Below are 25,290 nucleotides of genomic sequence, written 5' to 3'. Positions count from 1 at the left end.
GTCGAAGGCTTTTCGAGCAAATCGAGTTCGGAATGAAATGGCTTATCGGATGGAGGAGAAACATGACGCGGACGCGAGGTATCGATGCCCACTAGAACGATCACTAAAGGCAACCATACATACCGGATCGTAACCATTGGGGTAGCGGAAGGTGGCTACACATTTGAAATCATCCACATCGACCGTTCTCGGAACGTGATCAAGGAAGTGCGCCATCAACCGGGTATCGCTTACGCTCTGGAGGAAACCGCGTTGGACAACGGAATTCAAGTGGCCACGGAAATGGCCGGACAGCAGAAAGACTGAATTCCGTTTCGTTTCTCCTTTGCTTAGCCCACGTGTGCGAGCGCGCGTGCCGTGCGAACCGTGGACGGGCGGTCGCGCAGCAGTAGTGGCATCAAACGCCGATTGGCTGTCCGCGCCGCCCACTCGCAATACGCGGCGCTGCCGAGCACCCAGCCGTTGAGCGTCGCCTGCATCAGGTTATCGACCTCGCATTCGTCGAGCGGCTGCGCGCCCAGATCGCGGTAAGCCTGTTGGCGCTCGAACGGCGTATTGCCGAGCGCCCGGTACAGCGCGTGATCCTTGATGAAGCTATCCACACGCGACCCAATGTGGTGCGCGCAACTCGACCACTGGTAGTTTGCCGGGTCGGCAACAAGACGCTTGCGCACCGGCGCCTGATCGATGACCTGGCTCGTGAGCAGGAAATACCGCTCGGGCTCGATCACCGTCGCCCGGTACCCGCCGCGCCACACCGCACCGCGGCGTCCATGGCGGCGGTTGAAGGTCTCGACATAGCGGCGGCACACTGCCTGCATCGCCATGGCCACGCTCGATTCGTATGAAGGCGTGACGAGGAACTGGACCGCGTCAGGCATGAGCACCCACGCGTGGACTGCCAGATCGGCGACGCGCGCGGCGTCTGCCAGACAGGCGAGGAAGTACAGGTAGTCTCCCTCGTCCAGGAATGCAGGGCCCGCGATTCCCTGCAAGATAACGTGTTGCGGTTGTTCGGGGACGTAGTGCCGTGCGAGCCGTGTCATGCTGAATTAACCGGAAATCCGCTGTGGGAACGCGATCCCACAGATATCGGACGCGTCATGGTGCGTAACGCGCTACAGAAAATTCTATCGATCATCTCCGCGCATTTGCATCGCGAAAAGGCCATTTTTCTGGCCTCTTTTCGCTGATTTGCCGATCGCAGCCAGCACCTTTTATGTCACCGCTGAATTACGGCGCCGCTTCGTATCCCAGGTCTATCCCTTGTCGAAAAGACTTAAAACACGCGAGACCGTCTTGGTGGTCAGCACCAGCAACGCGCCGGCGACGCTGTAGTCGACGTGATGCATAACGTCGACCAGATAGAAAACGGAAAGCGCAATGATCGGGTGGTAGATCGCACGGCTTATCAGGCTTTTCATCGGTATCTCACGCTGTAGTGTTCGCGCGAAGCAGTCAGTTCAGCGACGCGCCAGGTTCTAAAAGTCCGAGGAAGGCTTGACTGCCGAAGTACGGATGACGTCGATCCGTGATGTTCCTTCCTGTCGTGAACTCTGCCTGCGACATGCCGCTGCCGTCCTGCCCGTGAGTCGATGTTTCTTGACCGATCGTCCACTTCTCGCCGACGCATTGCGCGAGTCTCCAGCCGACCCGCAAAATGCTTCATAAGCTTCGCGAAAACATCGGTAAGGAATTTGTCATCGCGTGAGATAGCGGGTATAACATGTAGCCCTTGGCCGTCCTCGCGATTGCGCGACGGCCAGGTTTCTCGCCCGGGAAATCGCATTTCACGCGAGCTATCCATGGATGCAGTCTCTGATGTTCTGCGCGCCGTTCGTCTGAGCGGCGCCGTGTTTCTGAACGGGACATTCACCGCGCCGTGGTGTCTGATCGGCCGCACCGATGCATCGCTCTGCGGCGCTTATTTGCCGCCTTCCGAGCGCGTCGTTTCCTATCATCTGATCACAGAGGGGAGTTGCTGGGCGAAGCTGGCCGGCGATCCCGGTTCGGCCATTCACGTCCATGCCGGCGAACTGATCGTGGTGCCCCAAGGGGAAACGCACATCATGGGCAGCGCGATCGGCTTATCTCCGGTGCCGTCGGACTCGCTGCTGGCCGGGCAGATGGCGACAGCACCCGGTGAAGTGATGACGCTGTCCCATGGCGGCGGGGGCGCTGTGACGCGCATCGTGTGCGGCTTTCTGGCCTGCGACGATACTTTGAACAATCCGCTGCTCTCGGCGCTGCCACGACTCTTCAAGATCGACATGCGCCAGGATCCGCGCGCGGCATGGCTCGAGTCGTCTCTCAAACTTGCTGCCGCCGAAGCGGCCGAGTCGCGCGCGGGCGGCACGATCGTGCTTGCCAGGCTATCGGAACTGCTTTTCGTCGAAGCGATCCGCAGCTGTATCGAAGCGCTGCCTGAGAACCATACCGGGTGGCTGGCCGGCGTGCGTGACCGCTACGTTGGGCGCGCGCTTTCGCTGCTTCATGCGCAGTCGGCGCATGCGTGGACCGTCGAGGAGCTTGCGCGCAAAGTGGGCCTGTCGCGTTCCGCGTTGGCGCAACGCTTTACCGATCTACTGGGGCAGCCGCCGATGCAATACCTCGCCAGATGGCGCATGCAGATTGCGGCGCACGAACTTCTGACCGGTAGCAAGCCGCTCAACGCTGTGGCGGAACAGATCGGCTATGAGTCGGAAGCCGCGTTCAGTCGCGCGTTCAGACGCGAATTCGGCATGCCGCCTGCCGGCTGGCGCAAGAGCAAGGGACAGCCCAACGGCGCGGCAACATCAGCGCAGCCCTCGCAACATCCGGGTGGCCTCGCCGCAATGCCGGACCGGTGATGTCTGCCAGGAGGCGCCGTGCCGGCTCGACGACCTCGTCTGTCGATCCGTGCAAGCAGCGAGAAGAAACGGCGTTTCAGTCATATCGCGCGGCGACTCGATCATAGAACCTCCAGACTCCCAATCGTAAATTGAGCGTGCCGGAAAGCCAGACCATTCGACTGGCTCCGCCCGGCGAACCGACGCTCAACGCCGGACCGCGCAGCGGTCCACATTGGGAGAACTTCTATGAACGCAGTATTGCGGCTGTCCGATCGCGATCGCTACGCCCGATGCATTCGCGCTTCGAAATTGGTCAATTGGGATATCGACCGTGATGTGATCGGAGGCCGTACCTTCGATATGTCCCAGAAGTATTTGCCGGACGGACTCTCGCTGGTGCCGGATTTCATCACGCTGTCGGACGCGGAAAAGCGGTTCGTTAGCCAGATTCAGGGGCGCACCTACGCGAACGTATTCGGGCTGGTCGAGCGCTTCATCAATGCCAAGGTGCTGGAAGTGAGCCGAGACTACTGGCTCGGCGATCAGGTCGCGCTCGAAGCGCTGGTGCGCTTCAGCGACGAAGAGCTCAAACACCAGGCGCTGTTTCGGCGCATCGAACGAATGATCGGCGAAACGCTGCCCGCCGGTTATCGCTTCGACGTCGATCCCGATGCGCTTGCCGCCGTGGTCCTCGGCAAGAGCACGTGGGCGGTGCTGGCCATGACGCTGCATATCGAACTGTTCTCGCAGATTCACTACCGCCAGAGCATTCATCCTGACGATCAGCTATCCGAGCTGTTCAAAGATGTATTTCTCTACCACTGGAAGGAAGAAAGTCAGCACGCGATTCTCGACGAGCTCGAATGGAAACGCCACGACGCTACGCTGACGGATGCGGCGCGCGATCACGCGGTCAACGAGTTCATCGAACTGCTGACCGCGTTCGACGGCATTTTGCGCGTGCAGGCGGCAGCGGACTCGCGCTATTTCATCGCGAACTGCGGGCGTGCCGTAGTCGAGGCCGAAGCCATGTCGATCGAAGCGAATTTCCATCACGCTTACCGGTGGCAGTACCTCCATTCCGGTATGCATCATCCTCATTTCGCGGAAGTGCTCGATGGGCTCGTCTCCGAAGAGCAGGGGACGCGCATCCGGGCGGTCCTCGCCACGATGCATTGAGCGCGCGGACGCACACGACTCATCCAGCTAAAGGAGAGAAATATGAATGCCAATGTACAGCCTACCGAAGCGCATATCGTCAACGGACTCAACGTCGACGATCTGCTCGCGCTGATCGACGACGTCAGGCGCGATGTGTCGAAAGCCGCGTCCAGCTGGCGCGTCGCGACCGTCTGGCAGGGCCAGACGCATAGTCGCGCGGAGGTCGACGGGTTCTCGATCGGCGGCCAGCGTGTGCCGCGCCGATTCACGATAGATATCGACGAGCCTTGCGAACTCGGCGGATCGAACCGGTTTGCGAATCCCCAGGAACATCTGATCGCGGCGTTGAACGCGTGCATGACGGTGGGCTACGTCGCGCAATGCGCGGTTCGCGGGATCACGCTGCAATCGCTCGAAATCGAAACGGAAGGCGACATCGACCTGAGGGGGTTTCTCGGGCTCGATCCGCAGGTCGCGAACGGCTACGAGAGTTTGCGTTACACCGTTCGTATCAAGGGCAACGGCACCAGGGAGCAATTCGCGGAAGTGCACGACGCGGTGATGGCGACGTCTCCGAACGTCTACAACCTGGCGAATGCGGTTGCGTTGAAAGCGACGTTCGTCGTCGAGTGAATGGCAAGGCGTGACGCGCGCGGCGAGGACCGGATGGTTTTCGCCGCGCCGCGTTTGCCTGGCGTGGACCTTACGAGGCGGTGAAGACAATCATTGGCGGGCGCGGCGACGGTCGGTGCTTCATCATTCCAGTCCCTCGTGCTTCATCGCAAGCTGGACGGCCGGACGCGCGCGCATGAGTTCGGCAAAGGTTGCCAGTTTCTCGGGCACTTCGATACCCATCTTTTTAGCCCAGAGCAGCATGGTGAACAAATAGGCATCAGCCACACTCGCTTCGCTGCCGAACAGGTAGTCACCCCTGAACATGGTGGCGATCAACTGAAAGCGTTGACCGAGCTTCTCACGCGCTGCCGTTGCTTCAGCATCCGAAGTGGGCTTGAAAACACGGCCGAACTGCTTGTGGATTTCTGTCGAAATGAACGCGAGCATCTCGAGCAGGCGCAGGTTGCCAGGTTCGCTATTGGGCGCAAGCGCAGGCTTGCGCTGTGCGACCCACGAAAGAATCGCGACATTCTCGGTAAGCCGCTGACCATCATCCATCTCGAGGGTTGGGACGTAGCTTTTTGGATTGATCTGATTGAACTGCTCCCCCGTTTCGGTCTGCTTCGACTTCAAATCGACGCGAACCCTGTCGAAAGTGAGGTCGGCCTCATGCATTGCGATATGGTCGGCGAGGCTGCAGGCACCAGGCGAATAGTAGAGCTTCATGGTAGGGGTCCCCCTTTCTTGAAATGAACTCGACCGTTTCATCGCAGCAAAGGGTGTGCCGCCGCCAGAGAAACCGTCCGGCGGACTCGATAGCATGTAGAAACTAGGGTCACTAGTATTCTGACTATGGCTCCTACAATAATTCAAGCTGTCTGACCCGGCCCATCCGAACCAGGATCACAACCGCAGCACGGCATCGGCGACGGCCAACGCACAGGAGGGACTATGCGGTCGGAAGTGAAGTCCGGCGTGCGTCTGAGACGTTATGCAATCGCGGTGGCGGCCGTGGTCGTTGCGCTGATCGTCGTCGGCCGCATCACCGGCGTCCTCGTCGACTGGCTGTGGTTCTCCTCGGTCGGCTATGGTGGCGTTTTCTGGACCCTCCTTTCCGCGCGGGTGCTGCTGTTTGCGGCTGTGTTCGTAATCTCGGCGTGCGCGATCTGGCTGTCGGGGATGTTGGCGCATCGTTACGCGAGGCGCGTCGATGTCTTGCGAGCGCAAGCGGCCGATCCGTCGCATGCGAGCGAGGTTGCGGTCGAACTGTCGGAACTGATCGCGCCGCACGTTCCCTGGCGCGCCAGTATTGCCTGCGCCGCGATCGTCCTGGGGCTGGTTGTCGCCGCTAGCGAAGCTTCGAGCTGGGACATCGCGCTTCGCTTCATTTATCAGGTGCCTGTTGGCGCGCGCGATCCGATCTTCGACAGGGACATCGGCTTTTATCTTTTCTCGCTCCCCGCGTATGTCGCTCTGAAGAACTGGCTGCTGCAGCTAGTGTTCTGGAGCGCGGCCGTGGCAGGTGCGGTCTACGCGTTGCGCGGCGACATTGCGCTGGAGCGGCCACCACGCACGCTGTCGGCCGCCGCTATCACTCATGGCTCCGCATTGCTCGGGTTGTTCTTTGCGGTGAAGGCGTGGTCGTGGTGGCTCGACCGCTTTCTGCTGCTCTATGGCGACAACGGCGTCGTGGTCGGCGCGAGCTATACCGATGTCCACGTCGAGTTGCCGGTCCTGTGGATGCTTATCGGCCTTGGAGCCGCCTCGTCCGTTGCCCTGTGCATCAACATGCGCCGGCGCAGCCATCTGCAGCCCGTCGTTCTCGCATTGCTCGTATTCGGCAGTTCGATTGTGTTCGCCGAGATCTACCCATCGCTGTTTCAGCGCTTCTATGTCAAGCCGAGCGAGCTGAAACTGGAAACACCCTATATCGAGCATACGATCGCGCTAACGCGACAGGCATACGGCCTCGCAAACATCGAGGTCAAACCGTTCGAGGCCGAGCAGGGATTGACGCTCGACTCGCTGCAGGCCAATCGGGCGACCATCGACAACATCCGGCTATGGGATGTGCCACCGCTGATGGACACTTACGCACAGTTGCAGGAGATCAGGACTTACTACAAGTTTCTTTCGGTGGACATCGACCGCTATCAGCTCGATAGCGGATACAGACAGGTGGTGCTGTCGGCGCGCGAACTCGACCCGGCGATGCTTCCATCCAACGCCCAAACCTGGGTGAACCTGCACCTTATCTTTACTCACGGCATCGGCGTCGTGATGTCGCCAGTCACCGAGAAGTCCACTGAAGGCTTACCGTCTTTCTATCTGCACGATATTCCGCCCGTCTCCAGCGGCGGCCCGGCCATTCGCGAACCACGTCTGTATTTCAGTGAAGGCCGCCAGGACTATGTGATCGTAAACGGCAACGTAGCTGAGTTCGACTATCCGCGCAGGCCGACCAATGCATACACGAGGTATAGCGGGCGCGACGGCGTCACGCTCGGCGGTGTGGGGCGCCGCAGTCTCTTCGCCTGGCAGCTCGACGATCCGAACATTTTGCTGAGCGGCTATATCACTGACCAGAGCCGGATACTGCTTCACCGCAACATTCAGGACCGCGTGCGGACGATCGCGCCGTTCCTGACTCTCGACCATGACCCCTATGTCGTCGCGAGCGATGGGCGGCTGTTCTGGATCCAGGACGCCTACACCGTCAGCCGGTGGTTTCCGTACTCCCGGCCCGGTTTCGGCGAAAACGCCAATTACATTCGAAACGCGGTCAAGGTCGTGGTCGATGCGTATGACGGCACGGTCGATTTCTACGCCAGCGATCCCGCCGACCCGCTCTTGCGCACATACGAGCGCATCTTCCCCGGTATGTTCAAGCCTTTGGACGCGATGCCAGCGGGTCAACGGCAGCATATCCGCTACCCCGAAGATCTGTTCCTGATCCAGGCGCAGCTCTACCGCGCGTATCACATGGATGCGCCGGAAGTGTTCTACAACCGCGAGGACCTGTGGCAGTTTCCTCAGGAACTGGTCGGCATGGATGGCGGAAGCTCCGCCAGTACCATGCCGCCGTATTACACGATCATGCGACTCCCCGGCGATCCGCGCGCCGAGTTCATTCTGATGCTGCCGATGGTGCCGAGCCAGCGGGAGAACATGATTGCGTGGCTCGCGGCGCGCTGCGATCAGCCCGGGTACGGCAAGCTCATCGTGTATACGTTTCCGAAGGACAAGCTGGTCTACGGGCCGTTTCAGATCGAAGCGCGCATTCAGCAGAATACCGAGATCTCGCAGCAGATCTCGCTGTGGAACCAGATGGGCTCACGCGTCATTCGCGGTCATCTTGTAGTCGTGCCGATCGAGAACTCGATCCTCTACGTTTCTCCGCTCTATTTGCGCGCGGCGTCCGGTCAGTTGCCGGAGATGAAGAGAGTGATTGCCGCCTATGGCGACCGTGTGGTGATGGAGGATACGCTGGATCAAGCGCTGGCGGCGCTATTCCAGCAGACCGCGCGAGCGTCATCGCCGTCCCGGGGCACGGTGGATGCTCGCGCGCGAGAGGCACTTGCTCACTACGACCGCGCCATCGAGCGATTGAAGGCGGAAGACTGGAGCGGCTTCGGCGCGGAACTGAATGCGCTGCGGCCGTTGCTCGAGGCGCTCGGTGCTGGCCGTTCCGATGATCAAAAATCACCAGCGGGACAGGGAACAGGCCGTTGAATGCCTGTGCGTCGATCAATGCGGCTCGCCGAGGCAAGCGTCGGCAACATCGACGATCGGCTCGCTGTCGGTGTGAGCTTCCGGAAACCGATCAACGCACCTGATCTGAACGTAGGTCCACCACGTTCCCGGTGGATCGTGACCCAGCCACATCACGGTGGCCGCGACCTTGGTTCGCAGCCCCCATTGCCGCCAGTCGGCGCCGGTCGGCGAAAAGTTTCCGTGAATGTCCTTATACAGGTTGCGGTCCAGGCCGTACCGCTTCAGATAGGGCGGGTTGATGCGCTCCTCGAGCGTAGCCGGCTCGCCACGTGCGATGCCCACCTGCGCGAGATCCGCGTCCCGACGGAAATCGCTGACGGCACGGCCGACCACCAACAGCTCGAACAGCAATACCCCGCCAATTGCGATGCAAGTCGCAACAATGCAAAGCGAGAGCGCCCAAAGCACCCGCCTTGTGGTCGTCGGTGTCTTCATCCCTGCCGACCTCGGTACCGGCATCGCGATTCGCTGCCAGCAAGAGCCAAGCCGGTCCGCAGTCCGGTACGGGTACTTCAGGCCCTTTGTAGAAGGTCAATCGCCTTTTCGGCGTCGTCCAGCGAGTCGAGCGCGAGATAAGCGATGAACTGCGTGCCAAGTACAGCGGCCGACACGCCGCGGAGATTGATCCCGCCATCCGCCAGCATCTGGCTCAATTGCGCGATGATGCCCAACTGGTCCAGACCCATTACACGGATGGAGTGAAGGCTCGGCGTGACGCTGAACCCCGCCTGGGTGGCGGCGCGGGTCACACTGTCTCCCTGTAGCGGAGCGACGAACACGACTCCCTTACCCGATGCCTCTGGCGTGCGACGCGCCACGATGAACTGCAAGTCGGCACCAGCATCCCGCAAGACGCTTAAGACTTTCGCAAGACCTCCCGGTTTGTCGTCGATGGTAGCTGCCCAAACCTCGACATGTTCCACACTCAGTTCCATGGCCGTCCCTCCCGGCTCGAACCTCATTAGAAAAATCTACTTCACGAACGGCAGGCGGGCAAGGCCCGTTGGACGGCGCACCGGTCGGCGATCCGCGTCCAACTTGCTCCTGCTGGGCATCTGTATCAAGATCAAGTCGCCTCTTCACCAACAGGCGACTCTGATGACAGACGATCCCGATGACGATCCCGCTACCGATCCCGACGAGCTGAAAGGCCCAGGCGGCATGAGCTTGAGGCAGATCCACGAACAGGTGCGGAAGTCCGCCCAGCGCGACCGCGAAGCGCAGACTGCACGCCACGCGCCCGCTCCTCCGCAAAGCCGCTGGCAGCGATGGGTGCGCTATGTATGGGGCCGTAGCGGGCGACGCTAGGCGCGGGTTGAAATAGGTCCGAACTGCATCTACCCGGCTACCCATTCGGGTGGTGTGCGCCCCCCGTGGTTCTGTCATTGTGAATCCGTCGTCATCACGCAATGGGCAGGGGGCTTGAAATGGAAACCACATCCTCGAGCGGCAATCCTTTGATGGATCTCTCGGACAATCTGGCGGACATCGTCGCGCGTGTAGGGCGGAGTGTCGTGGCGGTACACGGCCGGCATCGCATGCCGTCGAGCGGCGTAATCTGGCGACGTGGCGTCGTCGTGACGGCCGCACACACGATCAGGCGTGAGGAAGGAATCGAAGTCACATTGACCGACGGCCGCACGGTCGCCGCGGTCCTCGCGGGCCTGGACCCGGGCTCCGACGTCGGCGTGCTGAAACTGGACGGCGTCGATCTCGACCCGATCGATTCTGGCGATGCCCACTCACTGAAGCCGGGTCATCTTGCGCTCGCCGTCGCCCGTGCGGACGATTCCGGCGTTAGCGCTGATTTTGGCGTGATCGGCGGCGTAGGGGGAGCCTGGCGCACGTGGAGAGGCGGACAACTCGATGCGTTCGTGCGACTGGACGGCGGCCTGCGCCCTGGTTTCTCCGGGGCGGCCCTCGCGGATATGCGCGGGCAGGTCGTCGGCATCTGCACGTCGGCGCTGATGCGCGGCGCCGGCATCGTGATTCCGGGGACGACCGTGGAGCGCGTCGCCGATGAACTGCTGGCGAAAGGGCGCGTGTCGCGGGGCTACCTTGGTGTCGGCACGCAGCGGGTCGGCCTGCCGGAAGCCTGGGTCAAGGAAATGAACCTGTCGTTCGGCAGTGGCCTGTTGATCAACTCGCTTGCGCCGGGCGGCCCTGCGGAGCAGGCGGGCGTGCTGATAGGCGATGTACTGATCGAACTGGACGGCAAGGCTTGCCGCGACATGGGCGACGTCAGTGCCGCGCTGGGTTCGGCAAGCGTTGGGCAGCAGTTGCAGATCGCCTTGATTCGAGGTGGCGAACGCCACGCGTGTTCGGTCACGGTGGGCGAACGGCCCCAACGGAATTCGTGCAGATGAGGTCCGGGAAGGGACGAAATGTCGGATGGACAGACAGGACAGACAGCGCCTTTGCGGGTCGCCGTGATTGCGGCATCGTGGCAAGAGCGCGCGAGCCTGCAAGCGCTTGTCGAGGCGAACCCGGCACTCAAGTTCCTGGGTAGCGCAGCCGACGCCGAAAAGCTCGTCGATTGCCTCGCCGGTTCGGTGCCGGATGTGATCGTCACCGACATCGCGCCGGAGGCAAGCGACGCGCTCAAGACTCTGCTCGAACTCTCGCACGCGTCGCCGTCGCTCGTGCTGTTGAGCGACGACCCGGACAGCGACTGGATGCTCGATGCGCTGCTCGCCGACGCGGCGGCCATCCTGCCGCGCAACGCGATGCCAGCCGAAATCGTCGCGTCCATCGAAGCCGTCGCCGCGGGCCTTTGCGTGCTGACGCCCGACATCCTCGCAAGGCTGCTCGCCGAAACGAGACCGTCGCGCCAGAAGGCACCCGGCGACACGTTCGAAGCGTTGACGTTACGAGAGATCGAAGTGCTGGCGATGCTCGCCGACGGACTCGGCAACAAGGAGATCGCGCGGCAACTCGACATCTCGGATAACACGGTGAAATTCCACCTGTCGTCCATCTTCGGCAAACTCGGTGCGACCAACCGCACCGAGGCGGTGATGCTCGGCATGCGGCACGGATTCATCATGGTGTAGACAATCTCGTGTTGGTCTACCCGCGACGCTGCACGATGTCATGTTCGAGCGTTTTCCACGAGCGCGGCAATCTGCACGAATTCGACGTCGGGGCGTACACCGTAAAGACCGGTTACCCGATCGCGGAGCTCATCGGTGAAGAACGCTTTGGCTGCGTCCTCCGAGTCCCAAACGTAGAAGTTCGTGGCTTCACGCTTTGCGGAATTGAGCGTGAAAGCCTTTGAACGTAGCCCCGGCATTCCCTCGAACCCCCCACGTGCGGTCTCGGCAATCGTCCGCACAGCTCGTTCATCGAAATTGTCGCCGTAGCGAAACGTAACGAATACACCGATCATGTCGTACTCCTTTCGACGCAATCATCAATGGAAGCTTCGACGGAAGGGGCCGTCTTGGCAGGAACTGCACCCGCGCGGACTCGCGCATGCAGGTATGGCTGGGCTTGCCTGATCTACGTTAGTTCAATTCGCTCGTTAGCGGGCGGCTCGCTCGATTGCGAGCGAGAAAGCGGTGACGCAGAGCTTCGGTTGCCTCGCCAGACGCGCCAGGCAATGGCCGGCCTCAGCAGCGACGGCGGTGGAACCATCAGGTTGACGACCTTCAGAAACGCGGTTGCCAATGCGCTGTCGCGGGTCGCGGCAACGTGAAGCCAGCCGATATACCGGTTGATGAAACGTAGCATCGGCGGCCGCCGGCCCTCGATGAGCGGATTGCGAAGGTCGTTGCCGACCGCGATATCCCATGCAACGTCGACGATTTTCGCGGCCTCCGTGAAGAATCGCCGCGCAAGATCGTGCGCGCCTGCGCGCAGCAGGCACCGTTGCAGCGTCAGCGCCTCCTGCGCCGCGACCGTCATGCCCTGTCCGTAGACCGGGTTGAAGCTGCAGATTGCGTCACCGAACACCAGGTAGTTGCCGGGAAAGCGTGCAAGCTTCTCGTAGCGACGTCGCAAGCTGTGGACGTAGCGGTAGCGCCTGTAGCCGCTCAACGGCTGGGCTGCGGCGACGATGTCATGAATTTCCATGGTCGGCAGCGTCGCCAGATACGCGAGAAAGCCCTCATCGTTATCGGGCGCCTCGTCGCCGAGAAAGCCGCCGGTACTGACGATCCAACTGTCGTTCTCCTGTGCGAGGATCACGCCGTTTCGCCAGTTCGGCGCACTACCGGCGACGATGATGCCGAGCTTGCCGTCGAGATCGGTCGGCCGACGTCGATAGGTGCGGGTCGTGTAGCCGATGCCGACCTCGACCTTCTCGCTGACGGGAGCCGGGTAGCCGAGCACCGCGAGCCACGTCGCGCTGGACGAACCGCGTCCACTCGCATCGACGACGAGATCCGCGTCGAGGGTCTCTTCGGGCTTGCCTTCGGCGCGTATGCGCACACCCGTCACGCGCTCGCGGGCGGAGTCGCTGGCGAGCCCTCGCACCGCGCAGTTCTCGATGGCGCGCACATTCGGCAGTGCCAGAAGCCGCCGTCGCAGATGGCCTTCGAGCACCGGACGGCTCGCGAGAAGGCCGGTCAAATCGCTGTTGCCATTGGCAAGCGTGACGTTGCGGCCGATCCAGAGCAGGTCGTTCACGACATCGCCGAGCAACCCGCCGCTTTGCGTGACGACCTCGTTGTTGTATCCGGGAAAGAACTCCTCGAGCACCGCGCTGCCGCGGGCAAGCAGCCCATGTGTGTGACGGCCCTGCGGGACGCCTTTGCGCCAGCTGTCCTCTGCCGGAAACGCATCGCGTTCGAGCACGGTCACGGTGGAATAGAAATCCGACAGCGCGCGCGCGGCCAGCAGCCCACCCATTCCGGCGCCTATCACGATCGCATGCTTACCCAGGTTCTTCATGGCAAATCCTCCGGTGCGATCCGCCGCAATGAGTGCAGCGATGATCGTCTGGCGTGCATGGTAGGATCGACGCGTCCCCTGAGCGTCCCCTCGACGCCGTCATGGAGGCTTGCATGACGATGGCTCTGTTCAACGTGCGGACGCTTGGTTTTCCGGAGATTCGTCGGGACGACCAGCCGTGTCCGATAGGCTTGCGCAAAGGCCTGGCCCTGCTGATCTATCTGGCCGAAGCGAAGGGGCCGGTCGGACGCGACGTCGTCGCGACCATGTTGTGGCCGGATAGCAGCGAAGATGTCGTACGGGTGCGGCTGCGGCGCCTGATGTACCGCCTCCAGCTGACGCTGGGCGGCGACGTCCTCACCACCGACCGGTCGACGCTTCGATGGTCATCGGCGATCGACCTGCATATCGATTCGCAACTGTTCGAGCAAGCCTGCGATGTAGGAGAGTTCGAGCGGGCATGCCGTCAATATTCGGGCGACTTTCTCGAAGGTTTTTCACCCGGCGATTGCCCGCAGTTCGACGAGTGGGCTTTCTTTCGCCGTGAGGCCTTGCGGGGCAGGGCGATCAACGCGCTTGAGCGGGTGGTGCAAGACAGGCATGCGGCAGGCGACTACGCGGCTGCGGCAGCGCACGCGGGCCGTCTCGTTGCGCTGGACCCGCTCAGCGAAGCGTACGCGCGGCATCTGATTCGCAATCTGCTGCTCGCCGGTGATCGGGCTACGGCCGAGCGCCACTTCGATGCGCTGACCCAGCGCCTTCGCGACACGCTCGATGTGGCGCCCGAAACCGAGACCCGTGCGCTGCTGAACGCCGTCATCGCATTGCCGATCGAGGCGCCGCCGCCGACCCGTTATGTCCTCGGCGGCGGCGTCCATCTCGCGTTCCAGACCTACGGCGCCGGCCGCATCGATGTGTTGCTGCTGCCTGGTTTCGTGTCCCACGTCGAACGGATCTGGGAGGAGCCACGGTGCCGGGCGTTCCTGTCCTCTCTCGCTGAGATGGGCCGGCTCATCCTGCTCGATCGTCGCGGTATCGGGCTTTCCGATCGTGTCGGCTTCAACCCCGGCGTCGACGCAACCGCGCAGGACATCGGCACGGTGCTCGACGCCGCCGGAAGCCGCCGGGTGGTGTTGTTCGGTGCGTCCGAGGGTGGTCCGGCGTGCATCAAATTTGCCGCCGATCATCCCGATCGAGTCATCGGTCTCGTCCTGTTTGGCTCGCTGGCGAAGGGAAGCGCGGCACCCGACTATCCGCACGCGCTGCGGGCTAGCCAGTACGACGCGTGGCTCCAGCAACTCGTCGCGGCGTGGGGCGGCCCCGCGGGCATCGAAACGTTCGCGCCGAGCCTGTCTCGTGACCCCCAGGCGCGAGCTTGGTGGGCAGGTTTGCTGCGGGCCGCGTCGAGCCCGGGAGCGCTCAAGGGCGTGCTCGAGGCGTTGCGCGATATGGATGTGCGGGATCTGCTGGGCCGGATTGCGGCTCCGACTCTGGTGCTGCACCGTCACGACGACCACGCCGTTCGGATCGGCGCTGGCCGGCATCTTGCCAGCCACATCGCGCACGCACGATACGTCGAACTCGACGGCGCGGATCACTGGGTTTTCGCGGGCGACCAGGCAGCCGTGCTGACCAGCATCAGACAATTCGTTGGCAGTCTGGCTGCATGACTGAATCGGTCCTGGATGCTTGACGCACCTCAACGGAGAATCATTGGTGGGATCTCCGCAACCAGTGCATCGATGGCGCAACGAGTCTTCGACGGAAGATATCGCGTGTTCGGCCACACCGCGTGGATGTCCTGTGGTCGCACGCCGCAACGCTCCCTCACCGCGACGAGTTCGCCCGTCATCACATATCGTGTCAGCAACCAGCATGGCAACTGCACGAGCCCCAGACCGGCGACGCCTGCTCCGGCAATCGCCTGGATATCGTCCAGGCTCAGTTGCGGCTTGATCAGCAATTCGCGTTCAATCCCGTCCGTGTCGAGTACGCGCCACGGCGACATCGCACCGGCGCGCGAGTAGGCGATGCCCGCATGCTTCGCGAAATCGTCGATATCGACGGGCGTCCCATGCCGCGCAAGATAGGCCGGGGCCGCTCCGATGCTCGTTTCCTGAACGCCGAGATGCCGTGCGGCGAGGCTCGTGCTGTCGCGCAAATCGCCGATGCGCACCGCAAGATCGATGTTTTCCTCGACGAGATCGACTGCCCGGTCTGTAAACGAGATGTCGATCTGTAGTGTGGGGTGCTTGCGTGCCAGTCCGAACAACACCGGAGCGACGCAATGGTGGCCGAATGCGAGCGGCGCGCTGACCCGCAGGCGCCCGCGTGGCTCGCTGTATCCGGTCTCCAGTTCGGCTTCGGCGGCGTCCAACTCGGCAAGCGCCCGGACGCATCGATCGTAGTAGCTGCGCCCCGCCTCCGTCAGTGTCTGGCTACGCGTCGTGCGCTGAAGCAGACGTACGCCGAGGCGAGCCTCGAGCTTCGCTATCACTTTGCCGACGGCCGACCGCGTAAGGTGCATGCGTTCGGCCGCAACCGTAAAGCTGCCGGCTTCGATCACCTTGACAAAGACCGCTACGCCATCGAGTTGATCCATCGAATTGGGTCCTTGTGGGAATAAGTTGTGGGAAAAACTGCCTCAATAGGGACGTTTGTTCCCGTTATAGTACATCGGACGTGATGCTGCTGATCGATTAGCTCCCCTGTGTACGCCGACGTGTACGCGCAAACGCACCTTTTCCCTGCGATATCTCATGACACTCGCCACCCCTCCGAAAAATGCCGTGGCGCTCGCCGCGGTATGCCTGACCTCGCTGATGTTCGGCCTCGAAATTTCCAGTGTGCCGACGGTGCTTTCCACCCTTGAAAGCGTGCTGCACGCAAATTTCAAGGAGATTCAATGGATCATGAACGCCTACACGCTCGCGTGTACCACCGTGCTTATGGGCACGGGCGCGCTGGCAGATCGTTTCGGACGCAAACGCGTCTATGTGGTCAGCATCGTGATGTTCGGGATCACCTCGCTCATCTGCGGGCTCGCACAGAGTGCGCCGGTCCTGATCGTCAGCCGTTTTTTTCAAGGGATGGGCGGCGGAGCGATGCTGATCTGCCAGGTGGCGGTGCTGTCGCATCAGTTCCAGGAGGGGCGCGAGCGCAGCAAAGCGTTTGGCGCTTGGGGAATCATCTTCGGCATCGGCCTTGGGTTCGGTCCGATCATCGGCGGCATGATCGTCGCAGTCGCCAACTGGCAGTGGGTGTTCCTCGTCCACGCGTTGATCTCGATCGTGGCACTAGGTCTCGTCTACGCGGGTGTGCAGGAGTCCCGTGACCCACATGCGCAACACCTGGACCTTGCCGGCATCCTCACGCTTTCCGCGTCATGTTTCGGCCTCGTTTATTTCATTACGCAAGGACCGGATCTCGGCCTGGACAGCCCCGTCGCGCGAGGCATCGTCGCGGCGACGGGGTTGAGTTTTATCGCGTTCATCGTCGTCGAGAAGCGTAGTCGTCGGCCGATGTTCGATTTTTTCGTGTTCCGGACCCGCCGGTTTTCAGGTGCGATATGCGGATCGATGGGCATGAACTTCAGCTACTGGCCGTTCATGATCTACCTGCCGATCTATTTTCAGGGCGCGCTCGGCTACTCGAACGTGAAGTCCGGACTGTCGCTGCTCGCCTATACGCTACCGACACTGATCGTGCCGCCATTTGCCGAGCGGCTTGCGCTGCGCTTCGATGCGCGCAGGGTCATTCCGCTCGGACTGTTCATTATCGGTCTCGGCTTCATCGTGATGAGGTTCGGCGCTGGCGTGGAGCAGGCGAGTTGGCTCACGATGCTGCCGGGATGCCTGTTGTGCGGAACCGGGCTGGGGATGACCAACACGCCGGTCACCAATACCGCGACCGGCTCGGTCTCGCCGAACCGCGCAGGCATGGCCTCGGGTATCGATATGAGCGCGAGACTGATCAGCCTGGCCATCAATATCGCGCTGATGGGTTACATACTCTTCGAAGGCGTGCTTTCTTATCTTTCTCGCGCGCTTGCCGGCCTTTCCGAAGCATCGTCGCTGCGTTTTCTCGCGCAAAAGGTGGCCGCAGGCAATTTTGCGGATCTCACGCAGGACAGCGCGAAACTCGCAAGCGCCGATCCGCATGGCGTGATCGCTCATGCGGCGCTCGTCCACGGCTTTGGTCTCGTGATGCTGTACGGCGTGATCTGTGTATGGGCTTTGGCGCTGCTCAGCGTCGTCGCGTTCGGACTGGGCACGCAAGCGCATCGTCCGAACTCTGCACTGGATGAGTGTGCCCGTCGCCCGAGCACCTAAGCCTGCTGAATCACGCGTCCCACTGGGGAGCGAAGGGGGGAGTGACGTAACGCTGGTCCTTGCGAAGCGCTGCGATTGCTTTGCGGTCATCGTCGTCGAGTCGAACCGCTAGCGCATTGAGATTGGCTTGCTGGCTTTCGCGCCGCTGTGCCTTGGGGATCGCAATAACGCTGTCCTGATCGAGCAGCCAGGCAATGGCAATCTGTGCGGCAGTCGCACCGTGCTTGCTGCCGATCCGCGCCAAAGTCGTATCGCTTGCCGCACGTCCCTGTGCGAGCGGCGCATACGCCACCAACGGGATGTTTTTCGAACGCAGATAGGCGAGCATCGCGGACTGATCCAGGAACGGGTGATATTCGAGTTGATGACAGGCGATCGGCGCGCCAATGTCCTCAACGGCCGCTTTGATCAGCGGCATATTGAAGTTGCACACGCCAATGCCGCGGGTAAGCCCCGCCTCCTTGAGCTCCATGAGCGTCTCCAAAGCAGCCGCAAGATTCATGTCGCGGGACGGCCAATGGATCATGTACAGGTCGACGAAATCAAGCCGCAGCTTCTCGAGACTGCTGGCAAATGCGCGGCGCAGGGCATCGGGTTCGAGGTTCTCGTGCCATACCTTGGTCGTCACGAATAGCTCGTCCCGCGCGATCCCCGAGCCGGCGATGGCGGCGCCCACCGATTCCTCGTTCTGATACATCTCGGCGGTATCGATATGCCGATAGCCAACTTCCAGCGCGCTTTCGACGACCGGCCGACAGTCGTTGCCGGGCATGCGGAACGTGCCGAAGCCCAGGCGTGGTATTGCGAGCTCTGCGCGTTTGATCGTTTCCATGCTGTTCCTCCGTGTGGGTGAGGCGTCCAATGTCTCACGCGCCAATTGATGAATAAAGTATGGTTCAATCAAATCTGAAATGATTAAAATCACGAATCCATCATTGCTCGAGGCGCATCATGACCTTCGACGGTCGATTGTTCGCGGGGATAACGGTGCTTGCCGCTGTCGCGGAAAGCGGAAGTTTCGTTCGCGCCGCGGAGGCGCTCGGCGTGTCAGCGTCCGGCGTAAGCAGAGCGATAAGCCGGCTGGAAAAGCAGATCGGCGTCCGCTTGCTCGACCGTACGACCCGATCGCAAACCTTGACCGACGAAGGAAGGCGTCTCTACGAGACCGTCAGCCCGCATCTGGTCGGCATCGAGTGCGCGGCAAGTACGGCATCGGGTTCTGCCGGCGTGGTCCAGGGCAAGTTACGCGTCAACGTGGACCCGTTCTTTTCGCGGACCGTCCTCGCGTCGAAGCTGCCGGCATTTCTGCAGCAGTTTCCAGAGCTTTCGGTGGAATTGATCATGCGCGATGACGTGGGCGATCTCGTTGCGGATGGCTTCGACCTCGCGATACGTTTCGGGCCGCCACCCGTTGGTACTCTGGTTGCTCGCAAGCTGCTGGAAGCGCGGATCATCACGGTCGCGTCTCCGGCTTACCTTGAAAGCAACGGCAGACCCAATCGTCCAGATGACGTCGTCGATCACGAACGCGTACTTTTCTACAATCCGTTATCGGGACGCCCCTTTGAATGGGAGTTCCATCGGGGCAAGGAAGTCGTCAGCATTCCGGTTTCCGGGCGGCTGCTGGTCTCCGATGTCGGCACGATGCTGAACGCTTGTGTAGCGGGCGCAGGAATCGCCCAGGTCATGTCGATCGGAACGGAAGCACTGATCGCACAGCGAGAGCTTGTCGATCTGTTTCCGGACTGGCCGGATGAACGTTTCCCTCTATATGCGCTCTACCCGTCGCGTCGGCATCTGGCCGCAAAGGTGCAGGCGTTCATCGCGTTCTGCGTTGATGCGCAGATCACGCCGAATGGATCTGCGGCCTCGGCGCAAGCAAAGCGGAGCCGATCCCCATCGAGGCGTTCGCGTTCCCGGTCGCGCTGATGTGTGCGGAGAAGGCGAGGAGCGGGGATTTCAGATATTTAACGAACGCTGACCGGCGAGGCGGCACAGGACTCAAGGAGGCTATGCGATGCTCGCACTCTTTACCGATTTCGGGGCCGACGACATCTATGTCGGGCAGGTGAGGGTCGCCTTGCTACGACACGCGGCAGCCGGCACTCCCGTTGTCGATGTGCTGCACACTGCGCCGAACTACGACGCGAAGGCAGGCGCGCATCTGCTCGCCGCGCTATCGCATTGGTATCCGCCGGACTGTGTGTTCCTTGCCGTGGTCGATCCCGGCGTGGGTAGCGAGCGGGATGCCGTCGTGCTGCAAGCCGACGGGCAGCGGTTCGTCGGACCGGACAACGGGCTGCTCTCGGTCGTGGCGGCGCGCGCGGCGCATACCCGGACCTGGCGGATTACATGGCGTCCGGGCGCGCTTTCCGCCTCATTTCATGGCCGCGATCTGTTCGCGCCGATGGCGGCATGGCTCAGCCGCGGCGAGTTGCCTTCCGACAAGCTCGTTGAGAGGACAGGCTTGAGCGTGCAACTGGATGCGGGCGATTTCGCCGAGGTCATTTACGTCGATCACTACGGCAATGCGCTGACGGGGCTGCGGGCTGGAACGGTGCCGAGGTCTGCACGGCTTCGCATCGGAGATGCCGATGTCGAATACGCGCGGGTCTTTTCCGATGTAACGGCCGGTCAAGCTTTCTGGTATGAGAACTCGATCGGGCTCGTCGAGATCGCCGTGAATCGCGGCAGCGCCGCGACGCAGCTTGGTGTACGTGTCGGGGATGCCGTCGAAGTGAAGGGGGGCGGTGAATCGGTGGCATAGCCCGCACTATCAGAGTTGGAGCGCCGCGAAAGTGCCTGAAAATTAAAGCCTACGAGCGGTGAAGGAGGGCTGGGCGGCGACCCTCCCGTCGCCGCCATTTGCGCTTACGGCAAAGTGATCTTGCGTGTGAATTCGGCCGTCACGTTGGGTCCCGTGGCTACACCGAATACCGGGTAGACAGTTTTCGAGCCGCTAGCAGCCAGGCCCATGTAGTCGCCGAGGAAGTGGCCGCCCGCCACGGGCGCGTTAAGGATGTTGAACGAGGTGTCGGTGAGCTTGCGTTCATTACTCCAATTCGCCGGATTGGTACACGCAGTAGCAGTCGAGCAGAACACCGCGAAATAGTCGGTTCCCTCGAAGCCGGCGGGAGTGTTCGTGTCGTTACGAAAGTCGTAGTAGGCCACCACGATCGTATTGCCGTCGCCCGACGGCACCACCGCCGGAATGAACGCCTGCTGACGGCAGGGGTTGGTTGCGTTTGGCGGCGTCTTGTTGATCTTTACCGGCGTTGACCAGGTAGCACCGCCATCCGTCGATTCACTGAAGGCGATCCCGTCGATCGGAATCGATCCAGTGGGCGTGGTGCAGGTCGCGGACGAAAAGCGGTCGTCCTGCCAGGTGAGATAGATTGCCCCCGACGTCGGGTTCACAGCGACGCTGTACAGAATGGACGCATCGCGTATCGACTGGCCGCTGTCAGGCGAGACCACTCCGACCGCCTGAATGTCGTTGGTGAATGTCGGCGCCGACCAGCTCGCGCCTTTATCCGCAGACTTGATATAGCCGATGCTCAGGCCCGACGGCGTGGCATTGATCGCCGTGAAGAAATCGAGCAGGGTTCCATCATGCAAAACGCGCACCATGTTGTCGATTGTCTGTGCGTTCGTCCCGGGCTGGTAGATCGGGGCGGCGGTGCTCCATGTCACGCCCTTATCAGTGGATCGCGAGAAGAAGCTCGGGCCGGTGAAGTTGAACTTGAATACGGGAGCGCCGCCCGCCGCGGATGCTGCACCGTTGCGCAATTGCCGCGCGATCAGAACGCCATCGTTTTCCGCGAGCAACCTGGCGCCTTCCTTCGTTGGAGGGAACACGCTCAACTGGTCCCAAACTGCATAGACGTAGTTCGTCGCGGTCGGGTCCGCAGTGAGCGAGTTCTTGTCGTTGAGCACGTGCGGCGAGTTGCTGCGGATCAGCGTAACGGGAGTCTGCCACGTTACGCCATGGTCGCTGGAGCGGCTGACCAGCATTCCGCTATTGCGCGCGCCAAACGGCGTGGTCGGTTGCGCGGGGTCCAGCACCAGAGAGAAGAAGAAGGCCGTTCCGTCTTGCGCAAAGTCCACCCAGGGATCGGAAGCGCGGCGGAATTTGCCGCCAGTGCAGTTAGTCACGCCGGACGGAATCGAGTTGGACCAGGTGCTGCCCGCATCTTTGGAGACGACGCCGACGAGCCCGCGTGAGCCGCCGTCGCTCCAGCGATCCTGCTGGTGGCCGGCGAGGAGGCGAGACGAGTCCGTCGGGTCCACCGCGACCCAGGGTTCGATCGAGGTGGCGGGAAACAGGACGCTGCCGAATGCCGACTCCTGCGCGTTCAGCTGGTCAGCGGTGCAACCGCTAAATGGGTCGCCCGCGGCCACCTGGACGAGCGATCCCAGCGTTTGCGCGTGCGCGCCCGTGGCGATCGAGCATGCGAGCGCGACGACGCCACCACCTGCAATGCCCTGCAAAACAGACCGGGATAGGCAACTGAAATTGATTTTCATTCTGGGCCTCGCGAAAAAGGGAAAACGCCTGTGAGTTGCCGGCTTTCCTTCGCCGGCGCGATCACTTCCGACCTTCTGATATATGTGAAAACGTCTTTTCCCAGCGCAGAAACGATGCTTGCTTGCCGTCCGCCGAAGACATGCAGCAAGGCACGTATCTACCGAAACACACTAGGTCGCGGTGGCCAGATTTGTGTGAATAAATCTTGGCGTATGCCATTTCAACACTTGATATCCCCAGCATTGCTGGCATGGCATGGTGATTGCAGCGGATCACACATCGCGGTCGAAGAATGTATCCGCTGCAGAATCGTGGCGTTTGAGATCGACAACCCAAAAAAAGCCCGCCCTCGAAAGAGGGCGGGCTTGGATTCAAAGAAGCCACCCGGGGTGTTAGAGACCCAGGGATGCCTGCACTACATCAATGACTCGTGCCCAGATAAGCGGCCTTCACCGACGGATCGTTGCGCAACTGCAGCGCCGGCCCATGCGCGGCGATCCGGCCGTTCTCCAATACGTAACCGTAATCCGCCACGTTGAGCGCCGCCGCGGCGAACTGCTCGACGAGCAGCATCGTCACGCCCTGGCCCTTCAGATTTTCGATGATGCGAAAGACCTCTTCGACGAGTATCGGTGCGAGCCCCATCGAAGGTTCGTCGAGCAGCACGAGTTCCGGGTTCAGCATGATCGCGCGCGCCATCGCGAGCATCTGCTGCTCGCCCCCGGAGAGGGTGCCGGCGAGTTGATGGCGCCGCTCTTTCAGACGCGGAAAGAGTTCGATCGCGCGTTCCAGATCGGCGTTCACATCGCCGCGCGGCCGCGCCCACGTGAGGCGTGGAAAGGCGCCGAGGATCAGGTTGTCGTGCACGCTCATCGTCGCGAACACGCGCCGTCCTTCCGGCGAATGCGCGAGTCCGAGACGCGCGATGCGATGCGAGTCGAGCGCGTCGATCCGCTTCGCGCTCGCGCCCACGCCCATCGTGATCTCGCCGTCGCTCGCACGGATCATGCCGGAGATCGCGCGCATCGTGGTGGTTTTGCCCGCGCCGTTCGAGCCGATCAGCGTGACGACCGAGCCCTTGGGCACGTCGATCGAAATGCCGTGCAGCACTTTGACCTTGCCGTATCCTGCATGCAGATTCTTGACCGATAGCATGTGTGTTCCTGAGTGTTCCTGTGTATCTCGTGAGTCGAGGTAGGGGAGCGCGGCTCAGGCCGCTTGCCCCGCCGCCTCGCCGCCGAGATAAGCCTCGATGACTTTTTCGTTCGACTGGATGTCGGCCGGATTGCCTTCCGCGATCTTCTGCCCGAAGTCGAGCACCGACACGCGATCGCACACGCTCATCACGACATCCATGTGATGTTCGATCAGCACGACGGTGATGCCGTGATCGCGCACCTTGCGGATGATTGCGACCAGCTCCTTGATGTCGGGCGCGGTCAGGCCGGCCGCCGGTTCGTCGAGCAGCAGCACTTGCGGGTCGAGCGCGAGCGCCCGCGCGATCTCCAGCAGCCGTTGCTTGCCGTAGGGCAGGTTGCGCGCTTCTTCGCCGGCCGCATGTTCAAGCCCGACGAAGCGCAGCATGCCCAACGCACGTTCACGGGCGGCGCGCTCCTCGCGCCGGTAACGCGGGGACATCAGTCCGACGTCCGCGATATGTGCCCGAAACGTGTGATGCAAGCCGACCAGCACGTTTTCGAGCGCGGTCATCTCGCCGAACAACTGCACGTTCTGGAAGGTGCGCGCGATGCCCGCCAACGCGATCTGCGACGAAGTCTTACCCGCGATCGACATGCCACGGTACTCGATCGAACCTGCGGTCGGCACGTAGATGCCGGTCAACACGTTCATCATCGTGCTCTTACCGGAGCCATTCGGGCCGATCAGTCCGTGAACCGTGCCGCGCCGCACGCTCAGGTCGACCTGGTTGAGCGCCTTGAGCCCGCTGAACTGCATCAGGATGCCGCGTAGCTGCAGGATCTCTTCCGTGTCGCCCGCGTGCACGGCGGCGACCGCGTCTGCGCCGATCGTCGCGGCTTGATGAGCGTCGACGGTGCTCGCGCGCACCGCGCCGCCCATCATGCTCTTGCGCACGAATCCGATCACGCCGTCCTGCAGGTAGTACACGACGAGCAGGATCATCAGGCCGAAGATGCTCAGCCGCCAGTCGGCGAGCGTATCGATGCAGTATGAAAACGCGGCGAGCCCCACCGTACCGAGCACCGGAATCGCCACCTTGCGTGCCGTCGACACCTTGCGCGCGAGCGCTACGCCTGCGCCGATCACGACCGCGACCGCCAGCACCGATGCGACGATGCGGAACATATCGATGTCATCGAGCAGCTTGGGTAACAGCACGATGATCGCCGAGCCGAGCACCGCGCCAGTGCGCGTCTTGCGCCCGCCCATGATGATCGCGAGCAGGAACAGGATGGTCAGCTCGAAGTTGTAGGTATTCGGTGAGATGTACTGCTCCGAATACGAGTACAGGCAGCCGGCCAGACCGGCGAAGCCCGCGCTGATAACGAACGCGTAGACCTTGTAACGGTACACGGATACGCCCATACAGTCCGACGCGATCGGACTGTCTCGCAGGGCTTCGAAGGCCCGGCCCAGATGCGACTTGAGCACCCGGTGCACGACGATCAGCGAGGCCACCAGCAGGGCCGCGACGAGCCAGTAGTATTCGACTTCGTTCATCGGCCGCGCGCCGAGCGACGGCTTCGGAATCTTGACGCCCATCGGCCCGTTGGTCAGAAAATCCATCTCGTTGATGAGAATCTGAAGGATCGTGCCGAACGCGAGCGTCACCATCGCGAGGTAGGGGCCGGACACGCGTAGCGCGGGCAGCGCGAGGATCGCGCCGAAGCCGGCCGTGACGAGAATCGCGAGCGGCGCGGTCACGAAAATCGGCAAGCCGAGCTTCATGAACAGCACGCCGGCCGTGTAGGCGCCGACCCCGAACAGCCCCGCATGTCCGAGCGAAACCTGGCCGGTGTAGCCGACCACGATGTCGAGACCGAACAGCAGGATCGCGTAGATCATGATGGTCTCGACCAGATGGATATAGTACGGATTGCCCGACAGCACCGGGAACACCGCAAGCGCGATCAGCACAAGTGCCGTCGCAACGAGTTTCTTCAGATTCACGGCGGCC

24 protein-coding genes are annotated in these 25,290 nt (G+C 61.9%); 12 read left to right on the top strand and 12 right to left on the bottom strand.

The window, feature by feature from the left end:
• Nucleotides 1-84 precede the first annotated feature (84 nt).
• Nucleotides 85-306, top strand: a complete 222-nt coding sequence (locus VSR82_RS23285) for a hypothetical protein (RefSeq protein WP_368581380.1) — start codon at nucleotides 85-87, stop codon at nucleotides 304-306.
• A 23-nt stretch (nucleotides 307-329) separates the two neighbouring features.
• Here VSR82_RS23285 and VSR82_RS23280 read toward each other — a convergent pair whose 3' ends face one another.
• Nucleotides 330-1,046, bottom strand: a complete 717-nt coding sequence (locus VSR82_RS23280) for a transposase (RefSeq protein WP_368581381.1) — start codon at nucleotides 1,044-1,046, stop codon at nucleotides 330-332.
• 213 nt (nucleotides 1,047-1,259) lie between these two features.
• Nucleotides 1,260-1,424 carry a hypothetical protein gene (locus VSR82_RS23275; RefSeq protein ID WP_429463275.1) on the bottom strand — a complete coding sequence of 55 codons (165 nt, stop codon included), beginning with the start codon at nucleotides 1,422-1,424 and terminating at the stop codon, nucleotides 1,260-1,262.
• 381 nt (nucleotides 1,425-1,805) lie between these two features.
• Between VSR82_RS23275 and VSR82_RS23270 the strand changes: the two genes are divergently transcribed.
• The 3 genes from VSR82_RS23270 (at nucleotide 1,806) to VSR82_RS23260 (ending at nucleotide 4,625) form a co-directional block, all read left to right on the top strand.
• Nucleotides 1,806-2,849: an AraC family transcriptional regulator gene (locus VSR82_RS23270; protein ID WP_498858098.1), complete on the top strand. Its 1,044-nt coding sequence runs from the start codon at nucleotides 1,806-1,808 to the stop codon at nucleotides 2,847-2,849.
• A gap of 228 nt (nucleotides 2,850-3,077) precedes the next feature.
• Nucleotides 3,078-4,010: a hypothetical protein gene (locus VSR82_RS23265; protein WP_429463280.1), complete on the top strand. Its 933-nt coding sequence runs from the start codon at nucleotides 3,078-3,080 to the stop codon at nucleotides 4,008-4,010.
• A gap of 42 nt (nucleotides 4,011-4,052) precedes the next feature.
• Nucleotides 4,053-4,625, top strand: coding sequence for an OsmC family protein (locus tag VSR82_RS23260; protein WP_429463282.1), 573 nt, complete (start codon nucleotides 4,053-4,055; stop codon nucleotides 4,623-4,625).
• 123 nt (nucleotides 4,626-4,748) lie between these two features.
• Here the strand turns inward: VSR82_RS23260 and VSR82_RS23255 are convergent, their stop codons facing one another.
• A complete protein-coding gene (locus tag VSR82_RS23255; protein ID WP_498858097.1) occupies nucleotides 4,749-5,333 on the bottom strand; it encodes a glutathione binding-like protein in 585 nt (194 codons plus the stop codon).
• A 225-nt stretch (nucleotides 5,334-5,558) separates the two neighbouring features.
• Here VSR82_RS23255 and VSR82_RS23250 point away from each other — a divergent pair, with 225 nt between their 5' ends.
• Nucleotides 5,559-8,339, top strand: a complete 2,781-nt coding sequence (locus tag VSR82_RS23250; RefSeq protein ID WP_429463284.1) for a UPF0182 family membrane protein — start codon at nucleotides 5,559-5,561, stop codon at nucleotides 8,337-8,339.
• Between the two features lie 15 nt (nucleotides 8,340-8,354).
• On the opposite strand, the gene VSR82_RS23245 is transcribed toward VSR82_RS23250, so the two are convergent.
• On the bottom strand, nucleotides 8,355-8,732 hold the full coding sequence (locus VSR82_RS23245; RefSeq protein ID WP_410850877.1) for a hypothetical protein: 378 nt from the start codon (nucleotides 8,730-8,732) through the stop codon (nucleotides 8,355-8,357).
• Nucleotides 8,733-8,893: 161 nt separating this feature from the next.
• Nucleotides 8,894-9,316: an ACT domain-containing protein gene (locus VSR82_RS23240; RefSeq protein ID WP_368581389.1), complete on the bottom strand. Its 423-nt coding sequence runs from the start codon at nucleotides 9,314-9,316 to the stop codon at nucleotides 8,894-8,896.
• 163 nt (nucleotides 9,317-9,479) lie between these two features.
• Between VSR82_RS23240 and VSR82_RS23235 the strand changes: the two genes are divergently transcribed.
• The 3 genes from VSR82_RS23235 to VSR82_RS23225 all read left to right on the top strand — a co-directional run bounded on the left by VSR82_RS23235 (nucleotide 9,480) and on the right by VSR82_RS23225 (nucleotide 11,434).
• Nucleotides 9,480-9,689, top strand: a complete 210-nt coding sequence (locus VSR82_RS23235) for a hypothetical protein (protein WP_410850876.1) — start codon at nucleotides 9,480-9,482, stop codon at nucleotides 9,687-9,689.
• A 152-nt stretch (nucleotides 9,690-9,841) separates the two neighbouring features.
• Complete coding sequence (locus VSR82_RS23230; RefSeq protein ID WP_429463682.1) at nucleotides 9,842-10,747, top strand: S1C family serine protease; 906 nt, start codon at nucleotides 9,842-9,844, stop codon at nucleotides 10,745-10,747.
• Nucleotides 10,748-10,765: 18 nt separating this feature from the next.
• Nucleotides 10,766-11,434 carry a response regulator transcription factor gene (locus VSR82_RS23225; RefSeq protein ID WP_410850875.1) on the top strand — a complete coding sequence of 223 codons (669 nt, stop codon included), beginning with the start codon at nucleotides 10,766-10,768 and terminating at the stop codon, nucleotides 11,432-11,434.
• Between the two features lie 38 nt (nucleotides 11,435-11,472).
• Here the strand turns inward: VSR82_RS23225 and VSR82_RS23220 are convergent, their stop codons facing one another.
• Together VSR82_RS23220 and VSR82_RS23215 are read right to left on the bottom strand one after the other, a co-directional pair.
• A complete protein-coding gene (locus VSR82_RS23220; protein WP_429463289.1) occupies nucleotides 11,473-11,769 on the bottom strand; it encodes a hypothetical protein in 297 nt (98 codons plus the stop codon).
• 113 nt (nucleotides 11,770-11,882) lie between these two features.
• Nucleotides 11,883-13,274 carry an FAD-dependent oxidoreductase gene (locus tag VSR82_RS23215; protein ID WP_429463291.1) on the bottom strand — a complete coding sequence of 464 codons (1,392 nt, stop codon included), beginning with the start codon at nucleotides 13,272-13,274 and terminating at the stop codon, nucleotides 11,883-11,885.
• Nucleotides 13,275-13,393: 119 nt separating this feature from the next.
• On the opposite strand from VSR82_RS23215, the gene VSR82_RS23210 reads away from it, so the two are divergent.
• Nucleotides 13,394-14,944 carry a bifunctional AfsR/SARP family transcriptional regulator/alpha/beta hydrolase gene (locus tag VSR82_RS23210; protein WP_498858125.1) on the top strand — a complete coding sequence of 517 codons (1,551 nt, stop codon included), beginning with the start codon at nucleotides 13,394-13,396 and terminating at the stop codon, nucleotides 14,942-14,944.
• Between the two features lie 29 nt (nucleotides 14,945-14,973).
• On the opposite strand, the gene VSR82_RS23205 is transcribed toward VSR82_RS23210, so the two are convergent.
• On the bottom strand, nucleotides 14,974-15,876 hold the full coding sequence (locus VSR82_RS23205; RefSeq protein WP_429463295.1) for a LysR family transcriptional regulator: 903 nt from the start codon (nucleotides 15,874-15,876) through the stop codon (nucleotides 14,974-14,976).
• 157 nt (nucleotides 15,877-16,033) lie between these two features.
• On the opposite strand from VSR82_RS23205, the gene VSR82_RS23200 reads away from it, so the two are divergent.
• Complete coding sequence (locus tag VSR82_RS23200; protein ID WP_429463297.1) at nucleotides 16,034-17,605, top strand: MFS transporter; 1,572 nt, start codon at nucleotides 16,034-16,036, stop codon at nucleotides 17,603-17,605.
• A gap of 10 nt (nucleotides 17,606-17,615) precedes the next feature.
• On the opposite strand, the gene VSR82_RS23195 is transcribed toward VSR82_RS23200, so the two are convergent.
• A complete protein-coding gene (locus VSR82_RS23195; RefSeq protein WP_429463299.1) occupies nucleotides 17,616-18,437 on the bottom strand; it encodes an aldo/keto reductase in 822 nt (273 codons plus the stop codon).
• A 119-nt stretch (nucleotides 18,438-18,556) separates the two neighbouring features.
• Between VSR82_RS23195 and VSR82_RS23190 the strand changes: the two genes are divergently transcribed.
• Both VSR82_RS23190 and VSR82_RS23185 read left to right on the top strand, forming a co-directional pair.
• Complete coding sequence (locus VSR82_RS23190; RefSeq protein WP_368581398.1) at nucleotides 18,557-19,534, top strand: LysR family transcriptional regulator; 978 nt, start codon at nucleotides 18,557-18,559, stop codon at nucleotides 19,532-19,534.
• A gap of 88 nt (nucleotides 19,535-19,622) precedes the next feature.
• Nucleotides 19,623-20,372, top strand: coding sequence for an SAM hydrolase/SAM-dependent halogenase family protein (locus VSR82_RS23185; RefSeq protein WP_429463301.1), 750 nt, complete (start codon nucleotides 19,623-19,625; stop codon nucleotides 20,370-20,372).
• A 104-nt stretch (nucleotides 20,373-20,476) separates the two neighbouring features.
• On the opposite strand, the gene VSR82_RS23180 is transcribed toward VSR82_RS23185, so the two are convergent.
• The 3 genes from VSR82_RS23180 to VSR82_RS23170 form a co-directional block, all read right to left on the bottom strand.
• Entirely contained in the window at nucleotides 20,477-22,132 is a 1,656-nt protein-coding gene (locus VSR82_RS23180) for a sialidase family protein (RefSeq protein WP_429463303.1), read from the bottom strand.
• Nucleotides 22,133-22,553: 421 nt separating this feature from the next.
• Nucleotides 22,554-23,288 carry an ABC transporter ATP-binding protein gene (locus VSR82_RS23175; protein ID WP_176111174.1) on the bottom strand — a complete coding sequence of 245 codons (735 nt, stop codon included), beginning with the start codon at nucleotides 23,286-23,288 and terminating at the stop codon, nucleotides 22,554-22,556.
• A gap of 54 nt (nucleotides 23,289-23,342) precedes the next feature.
• The gene (locus tag VSR82_RS23170; RefSeq protein WP_498858096.1) at nucleotides 23,343-25,283 is read right to left on the bottom strand and encodes a branched-chain amino acid ABC transporter ATP-binding protein/permease; all 1,941 of its coding nucleotides are present in this window, start codon (nucleotides 25,281-25,283) and stop codon (nucleotides 23,343-23,345) included.
• Nucleotides 25,284-25,290: the final 7 nt, after the last annotated feature.

The sequence above is a fragment of the Burkholderia sp. JPY481 genome (assembly GCF_038900515.1).
GTDB lineage: Bacteria > Pseudomonadota > Gammaproteobacteria > Burkholderiales > Burkholderiaceae > Paraburkholderia > Paraburkholderia youngii.
Note: the sequence above shows the minus strand (reverse complement) of the source record. Positions and strands in the feature narration are given on the sequence as shown.